Annotated in this window: 23 protein-coding genes, 1 tRNA gene and 1 pseudogene; 8 read left to right on the top strand and 17 right to left on the bottom strand. The window is 70.8% G+C overall.

The annotated features are described in order from the left end of the window. Positions 1 to 3: 3 nt before the first annotated feature. From B1205_RS27960 to B1205_RS27915, 10 genes are all read right to left on the bottom strand, one after another. Positions 4 to 309 (bottom strand): hypothetical protein, encoded by a 306-nt coding sequence (locus B1205_RS27960; RefSeq protein ID WP_254910266.1) that lies wholly within the window; start codon positions 307 to 309, stop codon positions 4 to 6. Then, positions 306 to 596 (bottom strand): hypothetical protein, encoded by a 291-nt coding sequence (locus B1205_RS27955; protein ID WP_089158315.1) that lies wholly within the window; start codon positions 594 to 596, stop codon positions 306 to 308. The genes B1205_RS27960 and B1205_RS27955 overlap by 4 nt, the downstream gene beginning before the upstream one ends. Continuing rightward, entirely contained in the window at positions 593 to 841 is a 249-nt protein-coding gene (locus B1205_RS27950; RefSeq protein ID WP_089158314.1) for a hypothetical protein, read from the bottom strand. The genes B1205_RS27955 and B1205_RS27950 overlap by 4 nt, the downstream gene beginning before the upstream one ends. Before the next feature lie 142 nt (positions 842 to 983). Beyond that, complete coding sequence (locus tag B1205_RS27945) at positions 984 to 3,197, bottom strand: cell division protein FtsK (protein ID WP_089158313.1); 2,214 nt, start codon at positions 3,195 to 3,197, stop codon at positions 984 to 986. Between the two features lie 95 nt (positions 3,198 to 3,292). Beyond that, positions 3,293 to 3,451, bottom strand: coding sequence for a hypothetical protein (locus B1205_RS30150; protein WP_176308837.1), 159 nt, complete (start codon positions 3,449 to 3,451; stop codon positions 3,293 to 3,295). Continuing rightward, a complete protein-coding gene (locus tag B1205_RS27940; protein WP_089158312.1) occupies positions 3,448 to 3,666 on the bottom strand; it encodes a hypothetical protein in 219 nt (72 codons plus the stop codon). Before B1205_RS27940 ends, B1205_RS30150 begins: the two co-directional genes overlap by 4 nt. Positions 3,667 to 3,757: 91 nt before the next feature. Further along, positions 3,758 to 4,189 (bottom strand): DUF3307 domain-containing protein, encoded by a 432-nt coding sequence (locus B1205_RS27935; protein ID WP_089158311.1) that lies wholly within the window; start codon positions 4,187 to 4,189, stop codon positions 3,758 to 3,760. Between the two features lie 89 nt (positions 4,190 to 4,278). Next, positions 4,279 to 5,070 (bottom strand): ABC transporter permease, encoded by a 792-nt coding sequence (locus B1205_RS27930; RefSeq protein WP_089158310.1) that lies wholly within the window; start codon positions 5,068 to 5,070, stop codon positions 4,279 to 4,281. A gap of 86 nt (positions 5,071 to 5,156) precedes the next feature. Next, entirely contained in the window at positions 5,157 to 5,396 is a 240-nt protein-coding gene (locus B1205_RS27925) for a DUF6284 family protein (protein ID WP_089158309.1), read from the bottom strand. Between the two features lie 339 nt (positions 5,397 to 5,735). Continuing rightward, positions 5,736 to 5,903, bottom strand: coding sequence for a hypothetical protein (locus B1205_RS27915; protein ID WP_441338585.1), 168 nt, complete (start codon positions 5,901 to 5,903; stop codon positions 5,736 to 5,738). A 486-nt stretch (positions 5,904 to 6,389) separates the two neighbouring features. Here B1205_RS27915 and B1205_RS27910 point away from each other — a divergent pair, with 486 nt between their 5' ends. Then, positions 6,390 to 7,385, top strand: coding sequence for a hypothetical protein (locus B1205_RS27910; RefSeq protein WP_254910265.1), 996 nt, complete (start codon positions 6,390 to 6,392; stop codon positions 7,383 to 7,385). Here B1205_RS27910 and B1205_RS27905 read toward each other — a convergent pair. The 4 genes from B1205_RS27905 to B1205_RS27895 all read right to left on the bottom strand — a co-directional run bounded on the left by B1205_RS27905 (position 7,365) and on the right by B1205_RS27895 (position 11,887). Continuing rightward, on the bottom strand, positions 7,365 to 8,399 hold the full coding sequence (locus B1205_RS27905) for an NAD-dependent epimerase/dehydratase family protein (protein WP_089158306.1): 1,035 nt from the start codon (positions 8,397 to 8,399) through the stop codon (positions 7,365 to 7,367). The genes B1205_RS27910 and B1205_RS27905 overlap by 21 nt on opposite strands. 124 nt (positions 8,400 to 8,523) lie before the next feature. Next, complete coding sequence (locus tag B1205_RS29405; protein ID WP_140158157.1) at positions 8,524 to 9,864, bottom strand: hypothetical protein; 1,341 nt, start codon at positions 9,862 to 9,864, stop codon at positions 8,524 to 8,526. Positions 9,865 to 10,246: 382 nt separating this feature from the next. Then, the gene (locus tag B1205_RS27900) at positions 10,247 to 11,746 is read right to left on the bottom strand and encodes a tyrosine-type recombinase/integrase (protein ID WP_254910264.1); all 1,500 of its coding nucleotides are present in this window, start codon (positions 11,744 to 11,746) and stop codon (positions 10,247 to 10,249) included. 68 nt (positions 11,747 to 11,814) lie between these two features. Then, a tRNA-Arg gene (locus tag B1205_RS27895) sits at positions 11,815 to 11,887 on the bottom strand. 169 nt (positions 11,888 to 12,056) lie between these two features. Between B1205_RS27895 and B1205_RS27890 the strand changes: the two genes are divergently transcribed. Continuing rightward, positions 12,057 to 12,800 carry a hypothetical protein gene (locus tag B1205_RS27890; protein WP_089158304.1) on the top strand — a complete coding sequence of 248 codons (744 nt, stop codon included), beginning with the start codon at positions 12,057 to 12,059 and terminating at the stop codon, positions 12,798 to 12,800. Between the two features lie 121 nt (positions 12,801 to 12,921). On the opposite strand, the gene B1205_RS27885 is transcribed toward B1205_RS27890, so the two are convergent. Then, complete coding sequence (locus B1205_RS27885; protein WP_176308836.1) at positions 12,922 to 13,947, bottom strand: alpha/beta hydrolase; 1,026 nt, start codon at positions 13,945 to 13,947, stop codon at positions 12,922 to 12,924. 154 nt (positions 13,948 to 14,101) lie between these two features. Then, on the bottom strand, positions 14,102 to 14,524 hold the full coding sequence (locus B1205_RS27880) for an HPF/RaiA family ribosome-associated protein (RefSeq protein WP_089158303.1): 423 nt from the start codon (positions 14,522 to 14,524) through the stop codon (positions 14,102 to 14,104). Between the two features lie 284 nt (positions 14,525 to 14,808). On the opposite strand from B1205_RS27880, the gene ssb reads away from it, so the two are divergent. From ssb to B1205_RS27865, 3 genes are all read left to right on the top strand, one after another. Next, complete coding sequence (gene ssb / locus B1205_RS27875; RefSeq protein WP_089158302.1) at positions 14,809 to 15,666, top strand: single-stranded DNA-binding protein; 858 nt, start codon at positions 14,809 to 14,811, stop codon at positions 15,664 to 15,666. 324 nt (positions 15,667 to 15,990) lie between these two features. After that, a complete protein-coding gene (locus B1205_RS27870; RefSeq protein WP_441338584.1) occupies positions 15,991 to 17,148 on the top strand; it encodes a cobalamin biosynthesis protein in 1,158 nt (385 codons plus the stop codon). After that, positions 17,145 to 18,683 (top strand): cobyric acid synthase, encoded by a 1,539-nt coding sequence (locus tag B1205_RS27865; protein WP_089158301.1) that lies wholly within the window; start codon positions 17,145 to 17,147, stop codon positions 18,681 to 18,683. Before B1205_RS27870 ends, B1205_RS27865 begins: the two co-directional genes overlap by 4 nt. A 4-nt stretch (positions 18,684 to 18,687) precedes the next feature. Here B1205_RS27865 and B1205_RS27860 read toward each other — a convergent pair whose 3' ends face one another. Continuing rightward, on the bottom strand, positions 18,688 to 19,089 hold the full coding sequence (locus B1205_RS27860; RefSeq protein WP_089158300.1) for a rhodanese-like domain-containing protein: 402 nt from the start codon (positions 19,087 to 19,089) through the stop codon (positions 18,688 to 18,690). Between the two features lie 110 nt (positions 19,090 to 19,199). Between B1205_RS27860 and B1205_RS27855 the strand changes: the two genes are divergently transcribed. From B1205_RS27855 to B1205_RS27845, 3 genes and pseudogenes are all read left to right on the top strand, one after another. Beyond that, on the top strand, positions 19,200 to 19,853 hold the full coding sequence (locus B1205_RS27855; RefSeq protein ID WP_089158299.1) for a uridine kinase family protein: 654 nt from the start codon (positions 19,200 to 19,202) through the stop codon (positions 19,851 to 19,853). A 37-nt stretch (positions 19,854 to 19,890) separates the two neighbouring features. After that, a pseudogene (locus B1205_RS27850) lies at positions 19,891 to 21,185 on the top strand (dipeptidase). A 488-nt stretch (positions 21,186 to 21,673) separates the two neighbouring features. Beyond that, positions 21,674 to 21,880 (top strand): hypothetical protein, encoded by a 207-nt coding sequence (locus B1205_RS27845; protein WP_089158298.1) that lies wholly within the window; start codon positions 21,674 to 21,676, stop codon positions 21,878 to 21,880. The last annotated feature ends 22 nt before the right edge of the window (positions 21,881 to 21,902 follow it).

Below are 21,902 nucleotides of genomic sequence, written 5' to 3'. Positions count from 1 at the left end.
CTCCTAGGCGGGTCGGCGATTGGCTCGGGCGGCGTCGAGGTCGATCAGCGCGCCCGTCGCGGTGTCCGGGGTGCGGGTGGACCGGCGTGGGGCGGCGGCGATGGTCAGGCGCAGGTAGAGCCGGTGGCGGCCGGCGTCGGCACCGGTCAGCGGCCACCGGGTGCCGTGCTGGGCGAGGTGGCCAGCGGCGGTCAGGGCGGCGGTGGCGGCGTCCAGCTCGGCCGGCGTGCCGGTGAGCCACACCTCCAGACCGCCGCTCAGGTGCGGGTCGCGCGGTGATGCGCCGTCACGGCGCGGCCGGGGCGTCACGCGGCCCGCTCCGGTCGCGGCCGGGCGGCGATGGCGGCGCGGGTGACGGCCTGGCGCAGGTCGCCGAGCAAGCCAACCAACTGACGGCGGGCCGCCAGCTCACCCGGGGCGAGGGCGACGCGGACGCGGACCTCGGCGTGTTCGCGGCCGGCGGCGGTGCGTACGCGCACGAGGACGGCGCGGGCGTGGCCGGGGATGTCGACGACGATTTCGGGTGAGCGGTGCTCGCCGAGGCCGCAGCGGTGGTCGCGCCCGCACCAGTCGGTGTGGCCGGCGGGGCGGTTCATCGGTGCGCCTCGGCACGCAGCCGGCGGAAGACGTTGAACACGCGCCGCCCGGTCCGCAGCCGCAATCCCCGGTCGCAGCGTCGACAGGCACGCGGCCGGCGTAGGACGCGGGTGGTGGTGTGGCCGGTGCCGGCGCACCGCTGGCACCGCTTGAACGGGCTGACCCAGCACAGCAGGACGTAACCGAGCGTGACCAGCAGGGCGGGCGGGATGGTGACGCTAGCGAGGGTGAGTAGGGGGTCCACAAGTGCCTCCCGGGCCGGTTTTTGGGTGCGCGGGGCCGTGAGCTGCTATCTGCTAGGTCGCAGCTCATGATTCGGATCGGGTGCTAGCGGGGGTGCTAGCGCTAGCAGGTCGGGCCGCTAGCGCTAGCACCCTGGCGACCGGTTAGCCGGCGGACCGCTTGCGGTCACGCTCCGCAATCGCGGCGAGCACGTCGGTGTGCTTGATGCCGCGCCGGGTGACGGGCTTGCCGTCGATGCGCCGGCCGACGTCGGCGACCTTCACCGCCGGGTGCGGCTTGAGCGCGGTGGTGAGCTGCGCGGCCTCCCACCCGCCGTAGACGTCGGGTCGCAGCTCGGCGAGCAGACCGCACAGCGTCTCGTTCCACGCGGCCTTGTCGTCGCCCGGCCACACGCGCGCCAGGTCGCCGAGCACGTCCGCCACCGGGGCAATGTCGCGGGTCTGCTCATCCGGCTTGGGCAGCGTGCCGGCCGTGGTCCGCAGGGCGACGGCGCGGGTGACGATGCGGGCGGCGGCGGTGGTGTCGACGTAGAACGACCGCACCGCCGACGCCTTCGGCCCGAACCCGCGCAGGATGCCCCACCCCGCCTCAATGACCGGCTGAAACACCGTCGCGCGGTAACCGTTCTTGTAGGCCGACGTCCCGAGGATCATGTCGTTGGCCGTCTGGTCGGCCACGGAGAGGCAGAAGCGGCTGTTGACGTTGCGGGTGATGCCGGTGGGCAGGCTGTCCTTGTCGGGGATCTGCGTGCCGATCATGATGATCACGCCCAGCGCGCGGCCCAGCTTGATGACCTTTTCCAGGAGTTCACCGGCGTCCTTGCCGTACTTGCTGGTCATCAGCTCTTGCAGCTCGTCGAACCACGCGACGAGGGGGTGAAGGCCGGAGCCCTTGAGGCTGGCCAGTTCGGGCGTGACCTTGTTCTCCGGGGCCTTGCCCAAGCGGGCGTAGTGCTCGATGCGCTTGGAGCGGCGGCGGCACTCCTCGTACAGCCACTCGATGAACGCGTAGCAGCGGGCGAGGGTGTCGTCATCGAAGCCGTTGCCGTACTCGGCCATCACCGGCTCCAGGACGGCGAAGTCACCGACGCCCTTCAACTCGTAGCCTCGGATCTCGGCGCGCGGGTCGAGGGCGGCCGCCAGGATCAGATCCCGCAACGCGAACGTCTTCCCGCTGCCCGGCTGACCCCCGAACAGGAAGTTGCGGAACATCAGGTCCACCGCCACCGTGTCCAGGCGGGGCGTGGTAGCGAACGGGAACGCCTTGAACACGTCCACCTTCGCGCCAGCGGACAGCAGCGGCCACGGCGGTTGCTTCATCTGCGACGCCGGCTCATAGCCGACCCACAGCGCCAACCGGCCCGTGTGCCCGGCGGCCGGCTCCGGCCACACCTGATCGAGCGGAAGCCGCATGGCCGAGGCGAGTCGGCCGCGCCGGGCGACCACCTCGGCGGCCTCCACCCCATACGGCAGGTCGACCACGGCGAGGTGGCCGGGGCCGTCGCGGTGAATGTCCACCGGGAAGCTGATGGCCTTGGGGTCCTTGGCAACGGCGCTGTTGATGCCGGCCATTTGCAGCGAGGTGAGCGCCCGCCGTACGAGGTCGGCGGTGAGCTTGCGGTAGCGGGTGCCCTCGGTCACCCGGTCGGTGAGCGGCTTGTCGGCCGGGCGGCCGAGCGTGGCGAGCAGCGGCACCACCGCCACCAGGGCGGCGTAGCGCCACCACGGCGGGCCGAAGGCCAGCACCACCCCGCCGACGACGGTGGCGGCGGCCGAGCCGGCGAGGACCCACCACCGCCACACCGTCTGGCGCTGGCGGCGGGCGTCGAGCTTCATCCAGGTGTCCGCGTCACCTCGGCTGGCGGCGGCCTGGCGTAGGTGCCAGTTGCCTTCCTCGGCGCTGGCCCAACGCAGCGCCCGGCCGAAGCCGCGGAACAGGCCCAGCGGCGCGTAGGCGACGGTCTTTGCCGCGTACTTCGGCAGGCGAACGCCGTGGTAGGCGGTGACGTAGCTGATGTCCTTGAGTTGGTGGCGCAGCGCGGCCAGCAGGGCACGCCAGGAACGCGCCCAGTCGGCCAGGATCGGCCGGCGGTCCAACTGGCGGGCCAACACCTCCCGGGGGATGTCCTCGGCGGTGTCGACCGGGCCGCCGTCGCGGCCGGGGCCGTCGTCGACGCTCTCGGCGTCGTCGCCCTGGGCGTCGTCGTCGTTGTCGGCCGGCGGGCGCTGGCGGGGGGTGCGGCGGGCGCGGGCGTCGTCCAGGTCGACCACCTCGGCATCCGGACCGCCGGTGGTGGTCGGGTCGAGGTCGCGTTCGGCGGCGTGCCAGTCGAAGCGGCCGTCATCAGGGGCAGTCATGATGGGGGTTCCTCCATCTGGTCCGTGAGGGTCGGGGTTGAGGGCCGGCGGCGCGGCCGGGTTGTCGAGGCCGTAGGCCGCGCCGCCGGGCGGTGTCAGCTGTGGTTGGCCTTGCGGCGCTGCTCGGCAGATGCCTTGCGTGCCTTGACGGTGTGGGGGTCGAACATCGGCGGCGCGGCCTCGCGCGCTCGGCGGGACAGGTCGGCCCACTGCGAGTCGCTGATCGTGTTCGGGACCGTCGGCTTACCCCTCACCTGCGGCCCTTCTTGCGGCCGATGGCGGTCGCGCCGTTGCCGATTGCGGACTGGCCGGTGACCTTCACGTTGCCGATGTTCACCGTGCCGCCGCTGCTGGCGGTGCTGGCGTCGAAGTTGTAGTGCCCGTCGTCGCAGATCGCGAGGGTGCCGGTGTCGTCGATCGACACCGAACGGAAGCCCTTGCCGCACTGGTTGCAGGACGAGATCGCCACGAGATGTTCCTCCTTGGTCAGGTGCCAGCGGGTCTGGCAACCTCCGCACCCCACCGGACCGAGGCCGCCGGGCCGGTGAGGGCGGAGGCGGTCAGACCGCGCAGAACAGGGCGGCGACGAACAGGAACCCGTAATGCCAGGACTGATCCAGGGCGTAGAGGCCGCCGCCGCGCTCCATCCAGGCCGAGCTCTTGCGCAGCCGATCGGCGAGGCGGCGCAGCGGCACCCGCCGGTCGGCGATGTAGTGCGACACCCCGGAGACGGTCAGACCAACCGCGACGCCCCACGGGTCGAGGCGCAGCCCGGTCGCCAAGGCCACTGTGGCGAGGGCGAGCAGGGCGGTGAGGGTGTAGGTGGTGACGTGGGCGGCGCAGGCGAGGCGGCCGAGCCATCCCGCCTCGGCCTTGTGGTCGGCCTGCCACTGGGTCTGCACCCAGTGATCGGCGACCTGATGCGCGACGTACAACGCGGCGAACACAGCGGCGAACGTGGCGGCGTGAGCGCCGGTCGGATCTGCGAACATGGGCTTCTCTCCCGAAGTCGTTGGCTGAGGGGTTGAGGCCGGCGGCACGGCATCGGTTTCCAGGCCAGGGGCCGTGCCGCCGGGCAGAACTAGTCGTGCGTGCGGACGAGGTGCGCGAGTGCGGCGCCCATGCCGAGCACCGCGACCGGCAGGCACGCCACGGCGGTAGTGATCCACCACGGGGCCGAGGTCACACCGGCGGCTTCCAGCAGGTGGTAGGCGACCTGACCGAGCGCCCCGACGACCAGGGAGCCGAGGGCGGACCACTTCGCGAACCGCAGCGCCGGGGCGGGCACCCGACCGGACAGCCACACGTACAGCGCGTACGCGCCGTACGTCTCCACCCCGATCGGCAGCGTGATCGCCGAGTTGATGGAGAAGCTGTCCCAGATCCCCGGCAGCGGGTGCACGATGCCGAACCCGGTCAGGCCGCCGAGCCCAACCCACCCGGACCAGATCGCCACGAACGCCGGCAACGCCAGCAACACCACCGGCCAGGCCACCGCCCGGCGGGCCGGGGCGGTCGCGGTCGGCGTGTCCGGGCGACTGACCGCGCTGGCCTCGGCCGGCGGCTCGGCGGGCGTGATCTCCGGGGCGGGCGTCGGGTCCGGCTCGGCCGACGTGGCGGGCTCGGGTGCGGCCGGCGGGTCGGCCGGGTCCGTGGCGTCCGGCTCGGCGATGTCGGCCGTCAGCGTGGCGGGCTCGGCCTTGAGCAGCGCGAGGAGTTCACCGGCCTTGGGTGCGCCGATGCGGAACTCGCGCATCAGCCGGTTCCGCGACGGGAACGCCTCGCCCTCGGGCAGGTCCAGCGCGCGGGCGGCGGGCAACAGGTCTTCGATGGGCTGCGGGTAGCGGGTGCCGTTGATGGTCGGGGCAGTCATGACAGGTGGCCTCCGGTCAGTGCGTGAGAGGTCGGGCGGGTAGGACGCGGCAGGTCGGAACAGTTGGCTTCGTTGGCGCCGGTCGGCTAGGCGGCCCGGTCGGTACGGCTGCTGTCGAGCAGGGCGCGGGCCTCACGCAGGACTCGGCGCTGCGCTCGGCGGATGCGCTGCCAGTCCAGGTCGCTCGGGTGGCCGTCGCTGGTCACGATGGCGATCTGCGCGTCGAGCAGCAGGACCTCCGCCTCGATCAGAGGCATCTCGCCTTCGATCGCGGCCAAGTCGTCCGCGGTCGGCTCGGATGTCGGGTGGGGCTTGAATCTGGTCACCTCATGTCCTTTCGTGTGCCTCGCATCCCTCACGAAGCGCTTGTCTGTTGCGCAACAAGGTAGCGATACGTGGGTCTGTTGCGCAAGTAGGTGGCGGTATGTTGGTGCGATGAGTGACGCCCGAGATGTGCTCTCAGCAGCGACGAAGCGATACCAGCGGACCGAGGCGGCTCACGAGGCTGCCCGCGATGCCGTAGTGGCGGCTGTCCTCGCTGCCCTCCGCGAGGGCGTCGGCCCTTCCGAGGTTGAGAGGTTGTCGCCGTTCAGCGGGGCGTACATCCGGAAGTTGGCTCGGGACAACGACATTCCGCCGGCGCCGCCAGGGCCGAAGCGTGCGGGCTAGCTGGCGGCCCTCAACGCGTAGTTGCCGGCGTCGACCAGGCCGTAAGCCAGGGCTGAGGCCTCCATGTCGTCGATGGCGCGGGCGGGGATTACGAACCGTCCTCGGACCTTGATGGCCGGGAACTGCCCGGCGTGGATAGCTCGGTAGAGAGTCACCTCCGACATGCCAAGAAGCGCAGCAGTGTCCGCGACGGACCGGAAGCGGGGGCGCTCCTGAACACGGGCGAGGGGTTCAGCCACGGGAGTCTCCTCAGTAGTCTGATGTGGCGAATGGCTTTCTGATATCCAGTGAAGTCGAAGTCGGACGGCGCGCCCATGCAAGGCAGGTGCAACCGTGCGGCAAGCCGATGCAACGAGCGCGGGGACCACGATGGCGGCGGTGGATCAGTGGACGGGGCGTCTCGCCTGCGCGCTACAAGCCGCTGCCGGCATGACGAACGAGGGGTTCGCCGGGTGGCTGGGCATCGCGGTCAGGACGGTCGCGTACTGGCCAGCCGGCCGAAAACCGTGCCCGGAACCGCGAATCAGGAGGTACTGAGCGCTGCCTTCGATCGACTCTCGGACGCAGTGAGATCACGTTTCCTCCACCACCTGAACAGCGGGGCTGGCAAGGAAGGAAGACTCAGCGGTGGCCATGCTGTTGGTGATGTCGTGAGCGACGCTGCCGACGCAATCGCCAAAGACTCGCTTTTGTCGAGCGTCGGGGTACCGCACGAGTCGATCGAGGCATTGCAGCAGGACATGGCGCTGCTGGCCAGGTCTGGCGGGATGGCTGCCTTCGACACGTTCTCAAGCGCACGCCGGCTGCGTGACGAAGCGCGAGCACTCGCTGAGCGGACGCGTCGGCCGGGGGAGTTGGCCGACCTGTTCGTGGTCATCGGCCAGGGCGCGTCACTCATGGCTTCTACCGCCTTCGACCTCGGGCACTGGCGCGAGTCGGCGGCGTTGGCCAGGGCGGCGACCCAGTACGCGGATCTCGCCGGCCACGCGTCGTTGAAGGCGTGGACGTACGGCCTGCAGATGACGCTGGCGAACTGGCGCAGTGAGCCGGATGCCGCCCTGAGCTACTTCGAGCGAGCGATGCGCGCGGCGCCTGACGGCGAGCCGAAGCTGAGGCTGCGCTACATCGCCGCTCGCTCCCACGCCCTGCTTGACGACTCGGACTCGGCGGCTGCGGTGCTGAACGCTGCCCAGCGGGATCGGGAGGCGGCGGACGGTCGTCCCGACGACCTGGCTACGTCGACCGGTGGGGAGTTCGCCTTCGGAGACGCGCGCGCCGCGGCTTGCGCCGCCGCCGCATGGCTCGACCTCCGGAACGGCGACCAAGCCGCGAGGTACGCCCGTGAGGCGCTAAGTGTCTACGAAGCGCTGCCGGCGGCGAGGCGGCCGTACTCGCAGATCAGCGGGACGAACATCGACGTAGCCGCAGCTTACCTCCACATGCGGGACAAGGACGGCGCTGCGGAAGCGCTGCGTACCGTTCTCGAACTGCCTCCCCATAAGCGCAACGTCTCGCTGACAGGCCGGCTGGCCCGAATCGAGCGTCTGCTGAACGAAGCGCCGTGGAGCGGCGACGCCGAGGCGAGGCAGCTCGGCAAGCGCATCGAAGTGTGGCTGTCGGAGACCTCAGCCCGACCGCTCACCTGAGCGGCGCCATGCCGCCAACACCTGTGCTTCCTTCTCTCGGCTGATTCCGATCTCGGCAGCGCGGTCATGGTTGCCGATGTCCCCGCTGTCGACCAACCACCGCCAGGTGTCCCGCACGGTCTGTTCGAGCGGGCGGGTGCGAAGACCGGCGGCCTGCGAGGCGGTGGTATCGGTGCTCCACACGCCGTCGAAGGTGCGCCAGAGCGGCAGCTCGGACCACTGCCGTACGCCCTGCCCGAGTAGGAAGTCATCTGGCACCCATGTGAAGGACGCATCCGTGTGCGTCGAGTCGGCGCAGTGCGCGAGCAACTCTCCGAAGGTCGCGCTGCCGATGGGGGCGCAGACGTTGAACGCGCCGGACGATTGCTCGCTGATAGTCCGCAGAGTGAAGGCGGCCAGGTCGCGCACGTCGACCGGCTGGATGGTCCGGCCGGGGGAGCCTGGCGCCAGCACCGCCCCGCCAGCGGCCACACGGCGTAGCCACCAGGGCAGGCGGCCGACGTACTCACGCGGGCCGAGCACAACACCGGGTCGCAGGATCGTCGTCCGTTCAACTCCGAACGCGGCGACTGCCGCAGCTTCGCAACCTGCCTTTTGGTAGCCGTAGCGGGTCGGTCCGTCCTCGGTGTCGGTGCCGTAGTCCGGCCCTGCGCCCGGCGGGCAGTAGAGCACCTCGGATCGCTCGTTGAGCGGCTTCACCGGCCAGTCCTGGTACACGCTGAGCGTCGACATGAAGACGTAGCGGGAAGCGACCGGTGCGAGTGCGCGTGCGACGGCGAGAACGTTGCTAGGCACGTATCCCGAGGTGTCAACTACAGCGTCCCAGGGGCCAGCGTCGGTGAGACGAACCAGGTCTTCTGGAGTGTGCCGGTCGCCCTTGATGGAAGAAATGGCTTCCAGGAAAGGGTCAGATGTACCACGGTTGAACGTTGTCACCTCCCAGCCAGCGTCGAGCGCGGCCGTGACGACCGCGTGACCCACAAACCAGGTTCCACCGAGCACCAGCAAGCGCATAAGCTCATCATGCCGGCCCATGAGGCTGTTGGCGAATCTGCCCTGTACTTGTGTCACGGAGGGCTGCGCCGAGAAGATTCCGGGAGGAATTTCCACTATTCCTGGTGCTAGGGGTGAAGGGTTCTTACTCCCCAAACAGAAATGCTTCAAGTTCATGTAGTGCCATGATGCTAGGCAATCCGTTGGAGCGAGGTTGGAGGAGATCAGGGTCGACGAAAGTGGGGTCAGGTGTCAGGACAAGCGGAATGACTTGCGCAAGCTGGCTTAGATCGTAATTGGGGCCAGGGGACGCTAATTTTAGCGCCGAGACCTTCTTTTCCCAATCCGTGTAGTCTTGAGATAGCTGAATTCGGACAGTGCGTGCCTGCGGGGTCGATGCTCGACCTAGTGCAGTTGTTCGATAGTTTTTACAAGCGATTAGGATGCCGACTCCACCCTTCACCGCCAAGGCGTCGATGTCAGTGATCGAGGATCCGTCGCTCCTTCTCAGCGTTCGGCGAACGAGGGATCTAAGTTCGGCGGGCGGCAACCAGTCCGAGGAATCGATCAGGCGCTGAGCTTCAATCTCAAAGTTCTCTGCTCGGACGTTCTGGACCTCGCCGGTTGATGGAGAGTTCATGTCGAGCACCGCTTTGCGACTCAAGGCCCAGACATCGAGAATGATCGTATCCGACCCAGCTGAGAACAGGACGGGAACCTCCGCGCCTGGGTATACCTCTAGTGGCTCGTCGAGAGCTTCTAGCATCCCTTCCATCGTCAGTGGGTGCTCAGTTGGAAAGAATTTCTCATACATTTGCGCGGCAGGGGACGCGAGCATGCCCTCAAATTCTCGCTCAAACAATCCGCGAGGCATTGTGGCTAGGCCATACCGGCGCATCGAAAAATCTAAGGCCCTGTTGTGAGTAGCTTCGTGGATCTTGGTGACCGAGGTCAGCGCCAAGTAAGGGAGTGACGATGGGTACCAGTTGTAACCCCGCATTAGGCCCGGGATCCTGCTCTTCAAGGGAAAATATGAGAAGGATGCAAGGCGAACGCCGACGTTGTTAAACCAATGCCAATCTATGTATGTGTCGTCATGCCAGGCTGGGGAGAGGGTAATCATCGCAAGTGTGAATATATCATCCGAAGATGCGGGTTCCAGTGGAAGATCGTTATTAAGAATTACTCCAAATTTGCCGTTTGAAGCTCCACGCCGCTGGTCGAGCTGCTGCATTGCGCCCCATAGCTGATGGGTGCGGTCAACGTCAGGAAGCTTGTCCTTTTCAAATACAATGGGTATATCCATGGCGGCGCATCGTTTGAGCACTTGCAGCGAAGAATAAACTCGGGTCGTCTCGGCGAACCGGAGTAGCGCGGGAAGGTCCTTGCGTCCCATCGTAATTTTCTCGGCTAAGTGAATAGGGCCAATGGCCGAGGGGGCGGCATGCTTGTAGGCTAACACCTCTGCCCATTCGCGCCGCTCCATGTATGAATTGGGACTTTTGAAGTGCCCCGAGCCATATATNCGTATTCGGCTGCCCTCTTTTCCAGGATTAACGAGAGCGACTCAAGCATGTTGAAGGCTGCAAGCCCGCAGAGCGAAGAGTTTAGAGGGACTCCCTCTTTCCGCAAAAACTCTTTTATTAATTCGAATGATTTGCGTTCATTGACGATATCGGACCACATTTTCAGGGCAAATTGGACGAATTTCTCGTCTGTCTCATCGGCCAGGATCTGCCCTTTGTCTTGCTTCATGGATTTTGACGATCTTCCTGCCATGGTCACAGGGTAGTACAACTTCAGAGAGGTGGTTAGAAGGCGAGTTGGCTTGCCGATTCACCTGCCTTAAGCCCGTTATGCGCAAATCGTCAGTCAGCAGCTTGCGCGCCTACCACTGTTACTCGACGACCTCGGAGAACGCCTACCAAGCCTTCTTCCACCAACAGGGTGACAGCCCGGTGGGCCGTACTGACCGCGACGCCATACGCCGCCGACAGTTCGGCAACGGTTGGAAGTTGATCGCCCTGCTTGAGCTGGCCAGCGGTTATTCGCTGGCGCAACTCGGTCGCAATTTGCTTGTACGGGCTGTTCGGCGTAGTCCCTTGTGCTGGCAAAAGCGGGCGCGGGGGCATCCGAGCGGCCAGCGTGCCAGCAGCCCTCTGGTCCGACTCCGAAAGCCAGGCCGCGTACACCCTGAGCGTCGTAGTCCCTCCTCCACCATGACCAAGCCGTCCAGCCACCGTCCGTACGTCGACACCCGCGTTGATTAGCTCGGTCGCGGAGTAGTGGCGCAGGGCGTGAATGTGGCTGTCGATGCCGAGCCGGGTGGCAAGCCGGCCGTACCGCTGGGTGATGGTGTCGGGCCGGTAGCCACGGCTGTTGTCCGGATCGGGAGAAAAGACGTAATCGGCGGGGTCGGCGTCCGCGTCGAGCTGGGCCAGACGGTCGACGTACCGGCCGTGCAACTCGCGCAGCACTTCGATCGTCTCCGGGTCGAGCGCCACCCGCCTCTGCTGGTGCGTCTTGGTGTCCTTCTCCTGTAGCTGACCGTGCTCGTCCAGGTACGCGCTGCGCCGCAGTGTCAGCACACCGGCGGCTAGGTCGAGATGGTGCCAGCGCAGCGCGGCCAGCTCGCCACGGCGGGCGCCGGTGGTCATGGCGAGCCAGACCAGCGCGCCCCAATCCGGATCGCGCCACGACTCGCTGATGATGCGCGCTGCGTCGGCCGGGCTCGGCGGCTGCGGGTCGGGGTGCGGCGGCGCGGGCGGCTCGGCCTGGCTGGCGGGATTGACGGCGATCCAGCGCCATCGGACCGCCCGGCTGAGAGCACCACTGAGGATCCAGTGGATCTGGCGCACTGATGAAGCGCTGAGCGGCTTGCAGACGTGCGGCCGGCACTTCTCGGTGCAGGCGTGCTCGCCCTCCACACGGTGCTTCACGTACGCCTTGCCGCCGCACCAGTCGCGGCAGCGGCGCAGGCTCGCGTAGAACGACTCCAACGTCTCGGCTTCGAGCCGGCCGACCGGTAGCCTGCCGAGCACTGGCCGTACGTGCTTGTTGAGCTTGTTGACGTAGCCCATGCGGGTCGTGGCCTCGATGTCGGCTACCTCAAGCCACCGGTCTAGAAGCTGGTCGAGCGTGGCGCGAGTTCGCGGGTTGCGCCGCTCGTCCACCTGGGCCAGCAACCGCGTGCGCGCCTTCTCCGCTTCCTTGGCAGCGGTGCGGCCGGCGGGGATGACCTCGGTCAGGTAGTGCCGCTTCCCGCTGATCGGGTCGATGCCGGCATAGACCTTCACGCGCAGTGACCCGCTGGGGAGGGTTTCGATCTCGCCACGCTGGCGCTTGGTGCGTCCGTTCGAGGCTGCCACGCGGCCACCGTAGCGCGCTCGCACCACGAATAGCCCCACGCGAGCCGGTCAGACCGAGAAAGTACGTGTGCGCCCGGCAGGATTCGAACCTGCGGCCTTGGGATTAGAAGTCCCCTGCTCTATCCGCTGAGCTACGGGCGCGCGTCGACGGTCGTCGCGCCACGAGGGTACCGCCGGCTCCGGCCCGGCCGGGGGTACGGGTCGGCGCGTCCACGTCGCCGCCCAGCGTGCCACGCCGGGGGCCGCTTCGGCACCCCGGTTCCGGCGGGTCCCGCCCGGGCGGGCGCACTGCGATCCGTACCCTCTGCGGATGCTGCTCGACCAGGAAACCGAGAACGTGATCGTCTCCGAGCTGTGCCAGCACCTCGGGCGCTCCATCCTGCCCCTCACGGGCTCGGACGGGCCCGGCAGACCGGCCGGTGCGGTGGGTACCGCCTTCTTCTACAGCGAGCTGGTCGGCGCCACCGACGACGGGGAGATCGCGCACGAGTGGCTGCTCACCGCCGACGCGCTCACCGACCGGGTGTACGGGGAGATCGGGCTGCGGCCCAGCGTCACCGAGCCCGCCGAGGGCGCGGACGAGCCGATTGCGCTGCCCGGGTTCGCCGACCAGTGGCTGCACCTGCCGGAGTTGGGCGTGGCCGCGATGCCCACCGGCGGGCTCCACGGGTACGCCGACGATCGGGGCTGGTACTGGCGTACCCAGCAGGTGACCGAGGCGATGGCCGCGCCGGCCGACGCGGTCGACCGGATCGGCGCGACGCCGGGTTCGGCGTTCGTGCTGGCGCTGGGCGTCGGCGACGACGGCGCGCGGCCGCTGGAGGCGGTGGTCGAGCGGGTGGCCCGGGACGGCGACGAGGTGCGGGTCGCGGCCGAGCTGCCCGCCGGGTACGTGGGCGCGCCGGTGTTCGCGGTCGAGGCCGGGCCGGACGGCGGGCCGGCGCTGCGCTGCCTGGGGCTGCTGCTGCCGGCCCGCGCCAATGGGCACCCGGTCGCCACCTTCGACCGAATCCGCCCCGCGCTCGCCGGCGGGCAAGGAGGGGCACCTTTTTAACGCCTCCGGTAGAGAGGGGGACCCTTCTCACCGCCAACAGTGGATGACGGCCGGCCGCAGTCGCACATCGACGCAGCGGCGTGGTGTCGGGAACGACGCGGCGTCCAGCCCTCGCCTGGGCCTACGCGGGCGGCTCGGAACCGGTGGTGGCGTCGGCGGGGCGGCGTGGGGCGGGCGGCGCGGGGGCCGGTTCGGTCGGGCCGGCGCGGAGGAAGCCCTCCGCCCAACGCCCGACCTCCGCGAAGACTTTTTCGCGTACGGCGGGACTGGAGAGCGTCAGGTCGTGCAGGCCGCCGTCGAAGCGGGCCAGGGTGACGTGCCGGCCGAGTCGGGGTGCCCAGCGCACCATGTGCTCGACGTCGAGCACCGCGTCGGCTCCGGTGGCGCTGTCGTGCCACTTCGCGCCCCGGAAGGTGCGGGTGGAGCAGGCCAGCAGCACCGGCACCGGAATGTCCAACCCGGCCCGCAGTCGACGCTGACCGGTGCGGATCGCGTTCAGCCAGCCGGCCCGGACCGGGAACCCGGCGAGCGGCTTCCAGGCCAGGTCGTACCGCCACTCGCCCCGGTGGTCGGCGTGCAGGCTCTCGCCGTACACGGTGCCCAGGCCGAACGGCAGGATGCGTTGCGGCGCCCGACGGCCCAGGCGGGAGACGGCGGCCGCGAGGGGGCGACGGACCACCCAGGGTGCGTTGATGTCGAAGAAGGGACTGTTGAGCACGATGCCGTCGACGAGGTTGGCCTCGCGGCGGGCGTGCGCCCAGAGCGAGATGATCAGGCCGCCGGTGGAGTGACCCATGGCGAGCAGGGTCTCGTGCCCCTCCTCGGCGCGGATGATCTCCGCCGCGGCGTCCAGCTCGGGGAAGTAGTCGCTCAGGTCCCGGCAGAAGTTCGGGGTCTGGTGCGGGAGCAGGCTGCGGCCGTACTTGCGCAGGTCGAGGGCGTAGAAGTCCCAGCCCCGCTCGGCGAAGAAGTCGGCGACGTGGGTCTGGAAGAAGTAGTCCACGAAGCCGTGCACGTAGAGCACGGCCCGGCCGGTCGGCCGGTCGGCCCGGCGGCGGACGAGGGTGGCGACCACCTCTCCCTCGTCATCGGTGCCCAGGTCGATCGTCCGGCGCTCGTACGGCGCTCCCAGCACGTCCGGTTCCACGACCGCGACGGTACGCCGCCGAGCTACCCGACGGTAGGGGTGTAAGGCGGGGCACCTTGTTAACGCATTCGGTATAGGAGGGGGCCCCGCTTAACACGCCGACGGGTGACAGCCCCCGCCCGCCGGCACCGCGCGGGCGGGGGCGTACGGGCGCTCAGGCGGTCTCGGCGTCCTGCCGCTCGGCGGCCTGGGTGGGGATCAGGTCGGCCGGGACCTCGGGCTGGTCCGTCTGGCGCAGGTGCTTGTTGTGGCGCGGCTCCTGCCGGGTCTTCGCGTCGTTGAGCTTGCGGCGCAGGTCGTCCCGGACGTCGTTGAGCGCGGCGTGCAGGTCCTCCTCCGTCGAGGTGGTGACGATCTTCTGCCGGCCGGCGACCCAGCACTCCAGGGTCACCTTCTGGCCCCGGGCCTCGCGGTCCTTGACCGACACCTCCAGCTCGGTGGCGTCGGCGTGGAAGCCGGCGAGCCGGGCGTCGAGGGTCGCGAACTGCTCGGCGATCCAGTTCCGGTCGCCCTGGGAGAACCCGGCGCCGACCCGCAGGCACTCGGCCACGGTCGCGGGGTTCGCCACGGCGCTCATCGCGCTGCCTCGCGGACGTCTCGGAGAAGCATCGGCGCTCCCTTTCTCTCGGTTGATCAAGTACTTACCCACTCGGCGTGATTCCGGAACGCGTCCACGCCGGCCCCTCCAATCGTCGATCGTCGCAGGTCAGCGGTGTAGGGCCCGAGGGCCTAGCAGATCAGGACCTTGATCAGGCGGTTGTCCACAGGGCGATCCGTCATCCACAGGTACGCGCCATCGGGTGGCCCGGGTCGGGTGGTCCGGTCCACGCTCACCCGGTCAAGCCGATCCCTGGAGGGGCGATGTTCGATACGTACGTCACGATCGTCGGCAACCTGCTGACCGCGCCGGAGTGGCGCCGGACCACCCAGAGCGGGACGCTGGTGGCCAACTTCAAGGTCGCCTCGACCGCCCGCCGGCTCGACCGGGACAGCGGTCGCTGGGTTGACGGCAACAGCCTGCGCGTGCGCGTGAACTGCTGGCGCCGGCTGGCCGAGGGGGTGACCGCCTCGGTGGCGGTCGGCGATCCGGTGATCGTCGCCGGCCGCCTCTACACCCGCGACTGGACCGACGAGGCCGGCAACCACCGCACGCTCTACGAGCTGGAGGCGGTCGCGGTCGGGCACGACCTGTCCCGGGGCCGGTCGCGCTTCCTGCGCAACCAGCCGCGCGCGGCCACCAGCACGCTGGAGGACGCCGAGGCCGAGCAGCGTGTGCACGGCGAGGCGACCGAGCCGGTGCCCGACGCGCAGGCCCCGGCCACGTTCGACGACCGGCCGTTCGACGACGACGTCCCGCCGTCGGAGTTCGGGCCGGCGCGGGTGGGGCACACCGGTCCGCTCGACCGGACGGTCGACCTCGACCCGTTCGACGCTCGGCCCGGCGGGTCGGCTGCCATTCCCCGGCCCGGTGGCGCGGGGGTGGACCTCCGGTCCGGTGGTTCGGACTCGGAGGACGACGAGCTGGCCGCTGAGGAGCCCGACGAGCTGATCACGGTCGGGGACGACGAGCTGGCCGAGATCGGGTCGACCGAAGTCGAGCCGGTCGAGGGCGGGTCGGCCGAGGTCGGGTTGCCGGTCGGTGACGAGCCGGCCCGGACGGGTTCGGGCAGCGGCACCTCGGGGCGCCGTGGCCGGCGGCGCACCCCGGTGTCCGTCTGAGGCTCCGGATCCGTGCAACGGGGGCGCGGGGTGGCGACAACGGCGTCGTCACCCCGCGGTACGCCTGGGGCGTCGTTCGGCTTCGGCGGATCATCACGGTTCGCGGGGCAGGGGGGAGAGATCCACTCCATTTCGGGGAGGTGGTCGCATCACACCGGGATCCACCCCGCCACTTCGGCGAAGTGGAGTCGATCTTCCGCTTCGTACAGATCCGGCCCACGCTCAACGCGTTTCCTGGCCTGGCGCGACCGTGTCCGCCGGGGCACCTGACCGCCCGCCGTCACCAACCGGTACGGCTAGGCTGGCCCGCCGGAGGTGGTGACGGTGCGGCAGGCGACCGCCATGGCGAACGCGACCGGGCTGGTGGCGGGCTACGCGCTGGACGCGCTGCTCGGTGACCCGCGCCGGTGGCATCCGGTGGCCGGCTTCGGCCGGGCGGCCGGGGCCCTGGAACGGCGGATCTACCGCCCCGACCGGTCGGCCGGCGCCGCGTTCACCGCGCTCGCGGTCGGCGGGCCGGTGCTGCTCGGCGCCGCTGCCGCGTTCGCCACGCGGCGCCACCCGATCGGGCGGGCCGCGTTGGTGGCCGCCGCCACCTGGACCGTGCTGGGCGGGCGCACGCTGCGGCACGAGTCACGGGTGATGGGGCGGGCGCTGCGGCGTGCCGACCTGCCCGCCGCCCGGGCCCGCCTCGGTCACCTCTGCGGTCGGGACCCGTCCGCCCTCGACGAGCCCGAACTGGCCCGCGCCACGGTCGAGTCGGTCGCCGAGAATACCTCCGACGCGGTGGTCGCGCCGCTGGTCTGGGGCGCGGTCGCCGGGCTGCCCGGCCTGCTCGGCTACCGGGCGGCGAACACGCTCGACGCCATGGTCGGCCACCGCTCGCCCCGGTACGCCCGCTTCGGCACCCCGGCCGCCCGGCTGGACGACCTGCTCAACCTGGTGCCGTCCCGGCTGACCGGGCTGCTCACCGTGGCCGTAGCGCCGGTGGCGAACGGGGACCGCGCCGTCGCCTGGCACGTCTGGCGACGGGACCGGGCCGACCATCCGAGCCCGAACGCCGGCCAGTGCGAGGCGGCCATGGCGGGTGCGCTCGGCGTCCGGCTGGGCGGACGCAACGTCTACTTCGGCCGCGCCGAGACGCGGCCGTTCCTCGGCGACGGGCCCCGGCCGGAGGCGCGGCACCTGAAGCGGGCGGCCCGCATCTCCGGCGCGGTGGGCCTGGCCGCGCTGGGGTTGGCCGCGCTCTACCCGGTGACCCTGGGCCGGCTGGCCGGCGTCACCGGCCGCGCCGTGCTGCATGCGCTCGTCCGCACCGTCGACCGCCGTGCCGTCGACCGCCGTGCCGTCGACCGCCGCGCCGTCGACCGCCACGTCGTTGAAGACCGCGCCGTCGACCGCCGGGTCGCCGGTGGCCGCGTCGCTTCGGGGTCCGGGCGTGCCGGGGCGGCGGGGCGCGCGCACCGGGGCAGTGGGGGTTGAGCGGCGGGCTGCTGGTCGCCGGCACCACCTCGGACGCCGGCAAGAGTGTGCTGACCGCCGGCATCTGCCGGTGGCTGCGCCGCCGGGGCGTGCGGGTTGCCCCGTTCAAGGCGCAGAACATGTCCAACAACTCCGCGGTGGTGGTCGGCCCGGACGGCCGGGGTGGCGAGCTGGGGCGGGCCCAGGCCATGCAGGCCGCCGCCGCCGGGCTCGCCCCGGACCTGCGGTTCAACCCGGTGCTGCTCAAGCCGGGCAGCGACCACGCCAGCCAGGTGGTGCTGCTCGGCGAGGCGGTCGACACGGTCACCGCCGGCAACTTCCACACGCTGCGGCCCCGGCTGGCCACCACCGCGTACGCGGCGCTGGCCGAGCTGCGGGCCGAGTACGACGTGGTGATCTGCGAGGGCGCGGGCAGCCCGGCCGAGATCAACCTGCGGGGCGGTGACTACGTCAACATGGGGCTGGCCCGGCAGGCCGGCCTGCCCACGATCGTGGTCGGCGACATCGACCGGGGCGGCGTGTTCGCCGCCATGTTCGGCACCGTGGCCCTGCTCGACGCGGCGGACCAGGCGCTGGTCGCCGGATTCGTGATCAACAAGTTCCGCGGTGACCTCGGGCTGCTCCGGCCCGGGCTGGACATGCTGCACCGGGCCACCGGCCGCCCGACGTACGGGGTGCTGCCGTGGGCGCTGGACCTGTGGCTGGACGCGGAGGACTCGCTCGCGTACGGGCGGGTGCTCGGCCGGCCGGCGGCGCCCCGGGGGACGGACTGGCTGGACGTGGCCGTGGTCCGGCTGCCCCGGATCAGCAACGCCACCGACGTGGAGGCGTTGGCCACCGAGCCGGGCGTGCGGGTGCGGCTGACCGTCGAGCCGGCCGAGCTGGCCGCCGCCGACCTGGTGGTGCTGCCCGGTTCCAAGTCGACCGTCGCCGACCTGGCCTGGCTGCGGAAGACCGGGCTGGCCGACGCGGTCCGGGCGCACGCCGCCGCCGGCCGTCCGCTGCTCGGCGTCTGCGGCGGGTTCCAGATGCTCGGCCGCGCGATCCACGACCCGGTGGAGAGCGGCCGGGGTACGGTGCCCGGCCTCGGGCTGCTGCCCGTCGAGATCACCTTCGACGCGCGCAAGACGGTCCGCCGGGCCGAGGGGACCGCCGTCGGGGGCGTGCCGGTGCACGGGTACGAGATCCACCACGGCCGGGTCTGCGCCACCGATCCCGGCCTGCCGCCGCTGCTTCGGTACGCCGACGGCACCGGCGAGGGCGCCCGGCTCGGCGCGGTGTACGGGACGCACTGGCACGGCGCGTTCGAGTCCGACGCGTTCCGCCGCCGCTTCCTCACCGAGGTCGCCGAGGTGGCCGGGCGCACCGGCTTCACGGTCGCGCCGGACACCTCGTTCGCGGCGGCCCGGGAGCGGACGCTGGACCTGCTCGGCGACCTGGTGGAGGAGCACCTCGACACCGACGCGCTGTGGCGGCTGATCGAATCCGGCGCACCAGCGGGCCTGCCGTTCGTGCCACCCGGCGCACCCGGATGAGGGGTCAGGGCCGCACGTCGGCCGGACGGTCGGACATCGGCAGGCCGGCCTCCCGCCAGCCCTGCACCCCACCGACCATGTCGGTCGCGTGGCGCAGGCCGAGCGTCTGGAGGCTGGCGGCGGCCAGGCTGGAGCTGAAGCCCTCGCGGCAGACCACCACGATCTCCCGGTCGTACCCGGTCGCCTCCGGGATGCGCCAGGCGCTGGCCGGGTCGAGCCGCCACTCCAGCACGGTACGGTCGATGACGATCGCGCCGGGCAACTCACCCCCCTCGCGGCGCTGTGTCTCGGTGCGCGTGTCGATCAGCAGCGCCCCGTTGCGGACCGCCTCGACGGTCTCGTGCGGGGTGAGCCGGCGAAGGCCGGCGCGGGCCTGTTCCAGGAGGGCGTCGACGCCCGGACACATCACGTCATGGAGCACCCCCCGATCATGCCCACGGCACCGGCGGGCCGCTCGGTGAAACGGTCCGCCGGGTCGCAGGATCCAGCGGACGGGGGAACGTTAGCGTCGGTCGGGTGAACGTGGCGGTGGTCGAGGCGTACACCGGGTTGGCCCGGCGGGTGCTGGCCGGGCCGGCGCGGTTGGGGCGTACCCGACTGGTGGCGGTCGACGGGCCGAGCGGCGCGGGAAAGAGCGTGTTCGCGACGCGCCTCGCGGATGCCCTCGCGGCCTCGGCGGGCGGCGTCCGGCCGCCATTGGTGCACACCGACGACCTGCTCGACGGCTGGGACGACCAGTTCACGTTCTGGACTCGGCTGGAGGAGTGGGTGCTCGGGCCGGTGCGGTCCGGCCGGCCGGGCGGGTACCGCCGTTACAGCTGGGTCCGCCGGTGCTTCCTGGACCGGGTGGTGCCGGTGCCACCCGCGCCGGTGCTGGTCGTGGAGGGGGTGAGCGCGGCCCGCGCCGCCGTGCGCCCCGAGCTGACCCTGTCGGTGCTGGTCACCGCGCCGGCCGAGGTGCGGCTGGAGCGGGCGCTCGCCCGCGACGGCGCGCAGATCCTGCCCGAACTGCGTCGCTGGCACGCCGGGGAGCGGGCGCACTTCGCGACCGACGGCACCGCCGCGGCGGTCGACCTGGTCGTCGACGGCGCGCCCGACCTGCCGCACGATCCGGAGCGCTACTACGTGCGGCGGGGGCGGCGCCCGGGCTCGGACGGCGTGGCCCGGTAAGGCCGGCATACGATTGGCGGTCATGACCACTCCGATCATGTCCGAGTCCGAGGTGCGGGCCGCCGTCGAGCGGGAACTGCCCGGTGTCCGTGCCGACCTGGAGCGACTCGTCCGCATCCCGGGCATCGCCTTCGACGGGTTCGACCACTCGCATGTGGAGCGTTCCGCCGAGGCGGTGGCGGAGCTGCTGCGCGGCTGCGGCCTCGACACGCGGATCGTGCGGTCCGGCGGCCAGCCGGCGGTGATCGGTACGAGGGCGGCCCCGCCCGGTGCGCCGACGGTGCTGCTCTACGCCCACCATGACGTGCAGCCGGTCGGCGACCGGTCGCTGTGGGAGTCCGACCCGTTCGAGCCGGTGGAGCGCGACGGCCGCCTCTACGGCCGGGGCGCCGCCGACGACAAGGCCGGCATCATGGCGCACGTCGCCGCGCTGCGCGCGTTCGGCGACCGGCTCCCGGTCGGCGTGGTGCTGTTCATCGAGGGCGAGGAGGAGTACGGCTCGGACTCGCTGGAGCGGCTGCTCGCCGAGCACCGCGACGAGCTGGCCTCGGACGTGATCGTGATCGCCGACTCGGCCAACTGGGACGTCGGGGTGCCGGCGCTTACCACCTCGCTGCGCGGCATCGTGAACTGCTTCGTGGAGGTGCGCACGCTCGACCACGCGGTGCACAGCGGCATGTTCGGCGGGGCGGTGCCGGACGCGCTCACCGCGCTGGTGAAGCTGCTCGGCACGCTCCACGACGACGCGGGCGACGTCGCGGTGGACGGCCTGGCCGCCCGCGAGGACGCGGTCGTCGACTACCCGGAGGACCGGTTCCGGGCGGAGGCCGGCCTGGTCGACGGCGCGCGGCTGTTCGGCACCGGCCGGATCACCGACCGGCTCTGGACCAAGCCGGCGCTGGCCATCCTCGGTATCGACGCGCCGGCCACCGGTGAGGCCCCGAACGCGCTGGTCCCGGCCGCGAAGGCAAAGCTCAGCGTACGGCTGGCGCCGGGCGACGACCCGAAGAAGGCGTACGCGGCGCTGACCGCGCACCTGGAGCGGAACGCGCCGTGGGGCGCGCGGGTGACGGTGACGTTCGAGCACGACGGTGCGCCCTGCGTCATCGACGCCACCGGCCCGATGTTCGACGCGGCGCGGGCGGCGTTCCGCGGAGCCTGGGACGGCACCGACCCGGTCGACATCGGGGTCGGCGGCTCGATCCCGTTCATCGCCACGNCGCCCGGGCGCACGGGCCGAACGAGAGCCTGCACCTGGGCGAGTTCGCCCGGGTCTGCCTGGCCGAGGCGCTGCTGCTGGCCAACGTGGCTGCGGCGGCCGAGGCGGCTTGAGGCTGCTTGAGGCGGCGGCCGGGGCGGCGTGGGGCGGCGTCCGAGGGCGGCGTGCGCCAGCCGGGGTGGCGTGAGCCGGCGGAGGGCCGGTGGGGCCGCCCGGGTGGCTGGAGGATTGGGGCGGTGGGATCGACCACGGTGAGTGACCGGCCGGGCAAGTTGTTGTCGAGGCAGGAGAGGTATACCGCAGAGGCATAATTATGACGCTGAGGTATATCGCTTCCTGAGGGGGCTGCTTTCCGCTCGGCTCGGGGTGGTCCGCGATGGCGACAACCCGAGCGGTCCCACCGTCACCGACCTCGGGGAACAGTGCACAACCCACTCGCCGGTTCGGGGAAACGGCGACATCCGGCAGGCTTTGACGCCACCACTTCGGCGAACTGGTGTCGATCATCGTCGCGGTCCGAGCCGATGACGAAACCGTAACTTCGGGGTGGATGTCGGAGTTTGCGGCGTGTCGGACGGCGGACTGTTATAGGCTTTCGAACATGCGTACGAACGACGAGATGGCGCGGCTCCAGGCCGCCGTCCGTGCACTGGGGGACGTCGACGTCTCCGCGTGGCCCGAGGCCACGCTCAAGGAACAGCTCGGTGAGCTCTCCGCCACGCTGGTCACGCTCGACGCGCTGCTCACCCGGGTCGCCGACGGGGTGCGCGGGCGCGGCCTGCGCGTCGAGGAGCCGGTCCCGGCCTGACCTCGCAGGGCCCGGAGTGATC

It is taken from the genome of Micromonospora sp. NBS 11-29, from assembly GCF_002140155.1.
In the GTDB taxonomy this organism is placed as follows: domain Bacteria; phylum Actinomycetota; class Actinomycetes; order Mycobacteriales; family Micromonosporaceae; genus Micromonospora.
This window is presented reverse-complemented; position numbering and strand designations above follow the sequence as displayed.

Excerpts from the sequence above, each read along its gene's own strand:
- ssb (WP_089158302.1), top strand. The coding sequence starts at position 14,809 with ATGTTCGATACGTACGTCACGATCGTCGGCAACCTGCTGACCGCGCCG.
- B1205_RS27890 (WP_089158304.1), top strand. The coding sequence starts at position 12,057 with ATGCTGCTCGACCAGGAAACCGAGAACGTGATCGTCTCCGAGCTGTGC.
- B1205_RS27860 (WP_089158300.1), bottom strand. The coding sequence starts at position 19,089 with ATGTGTCCGGGCGTCGACGCCCTCCTGGAACAGGCCCGCGCCGGCCTT.
- B1205_RS27845 (WP_089158298.1), top strand. The coding sequence starts at position 21,674 with ATGCGTACGAACGACGAGATGGCGCGGCTCCAGGCCGCCGTCCGTGCA.
- B1205_RS27945 (WP_089158313.1), bottom strand. The coding sequence starts at position 3,197 with ATGACTGCCCCTGATGACGGCCGCTTCGACTGGCACGCCGCCGAACGC.
- B1205_RS29405 (WP_140158157.1), bottom strand. The coding sequence starts at position 9,864 with ATGGAGCGGCGCGAATGGGCAGAGGTGTTAGCCTACAAGCATGCCGCC.
- B1205_RS27905 (WP_089158306.1), bottom strand. The coding sequence starts at position 8,399 with ATGCGCTTGCTGGTGCTCGGTGGAACCTGGTTTGTGGGTCACGCGGTC.
- B1205_RS27955 (WP_089158315.1), bottom strand. The coding sequence starts at position 596 with ATGAACCGCCCCGCCGGCCACACCGACTGGTGCGGGCGCGACCACCGC.
- B1205_RS27935 (WP_089158311.1), bottom strand. The coding sequence starts at position 4,189 with ATGTTCGCAGATCCGACCGGCGCTCACGCCGCCACGTTCGCCGCTGTG.
- B1205_RS27930 (WP_089158310.1), bottom strand. The coding sequence starts at position 5,070 with ATGACTGCCCCGACCATCAACGGCACCCGCTACCCGCAGCCCATCGAA.
- B1205_RS27915 (WP_441338585.1), bottom strand. The coding sequence starts at position 5,903 with ATGTCGGAGGTGACTCTCTACCGAGCTATCCACGCCGGGCAGTTCCCG.
- B1205_RS27880 (WP_089158303.1), bottom strand. The coding sequence starts at position 14,524 with ATGAGCGCCGTGGCGAACCCCGCGACCGTGGCCGAGTGCCTGCGGGTC.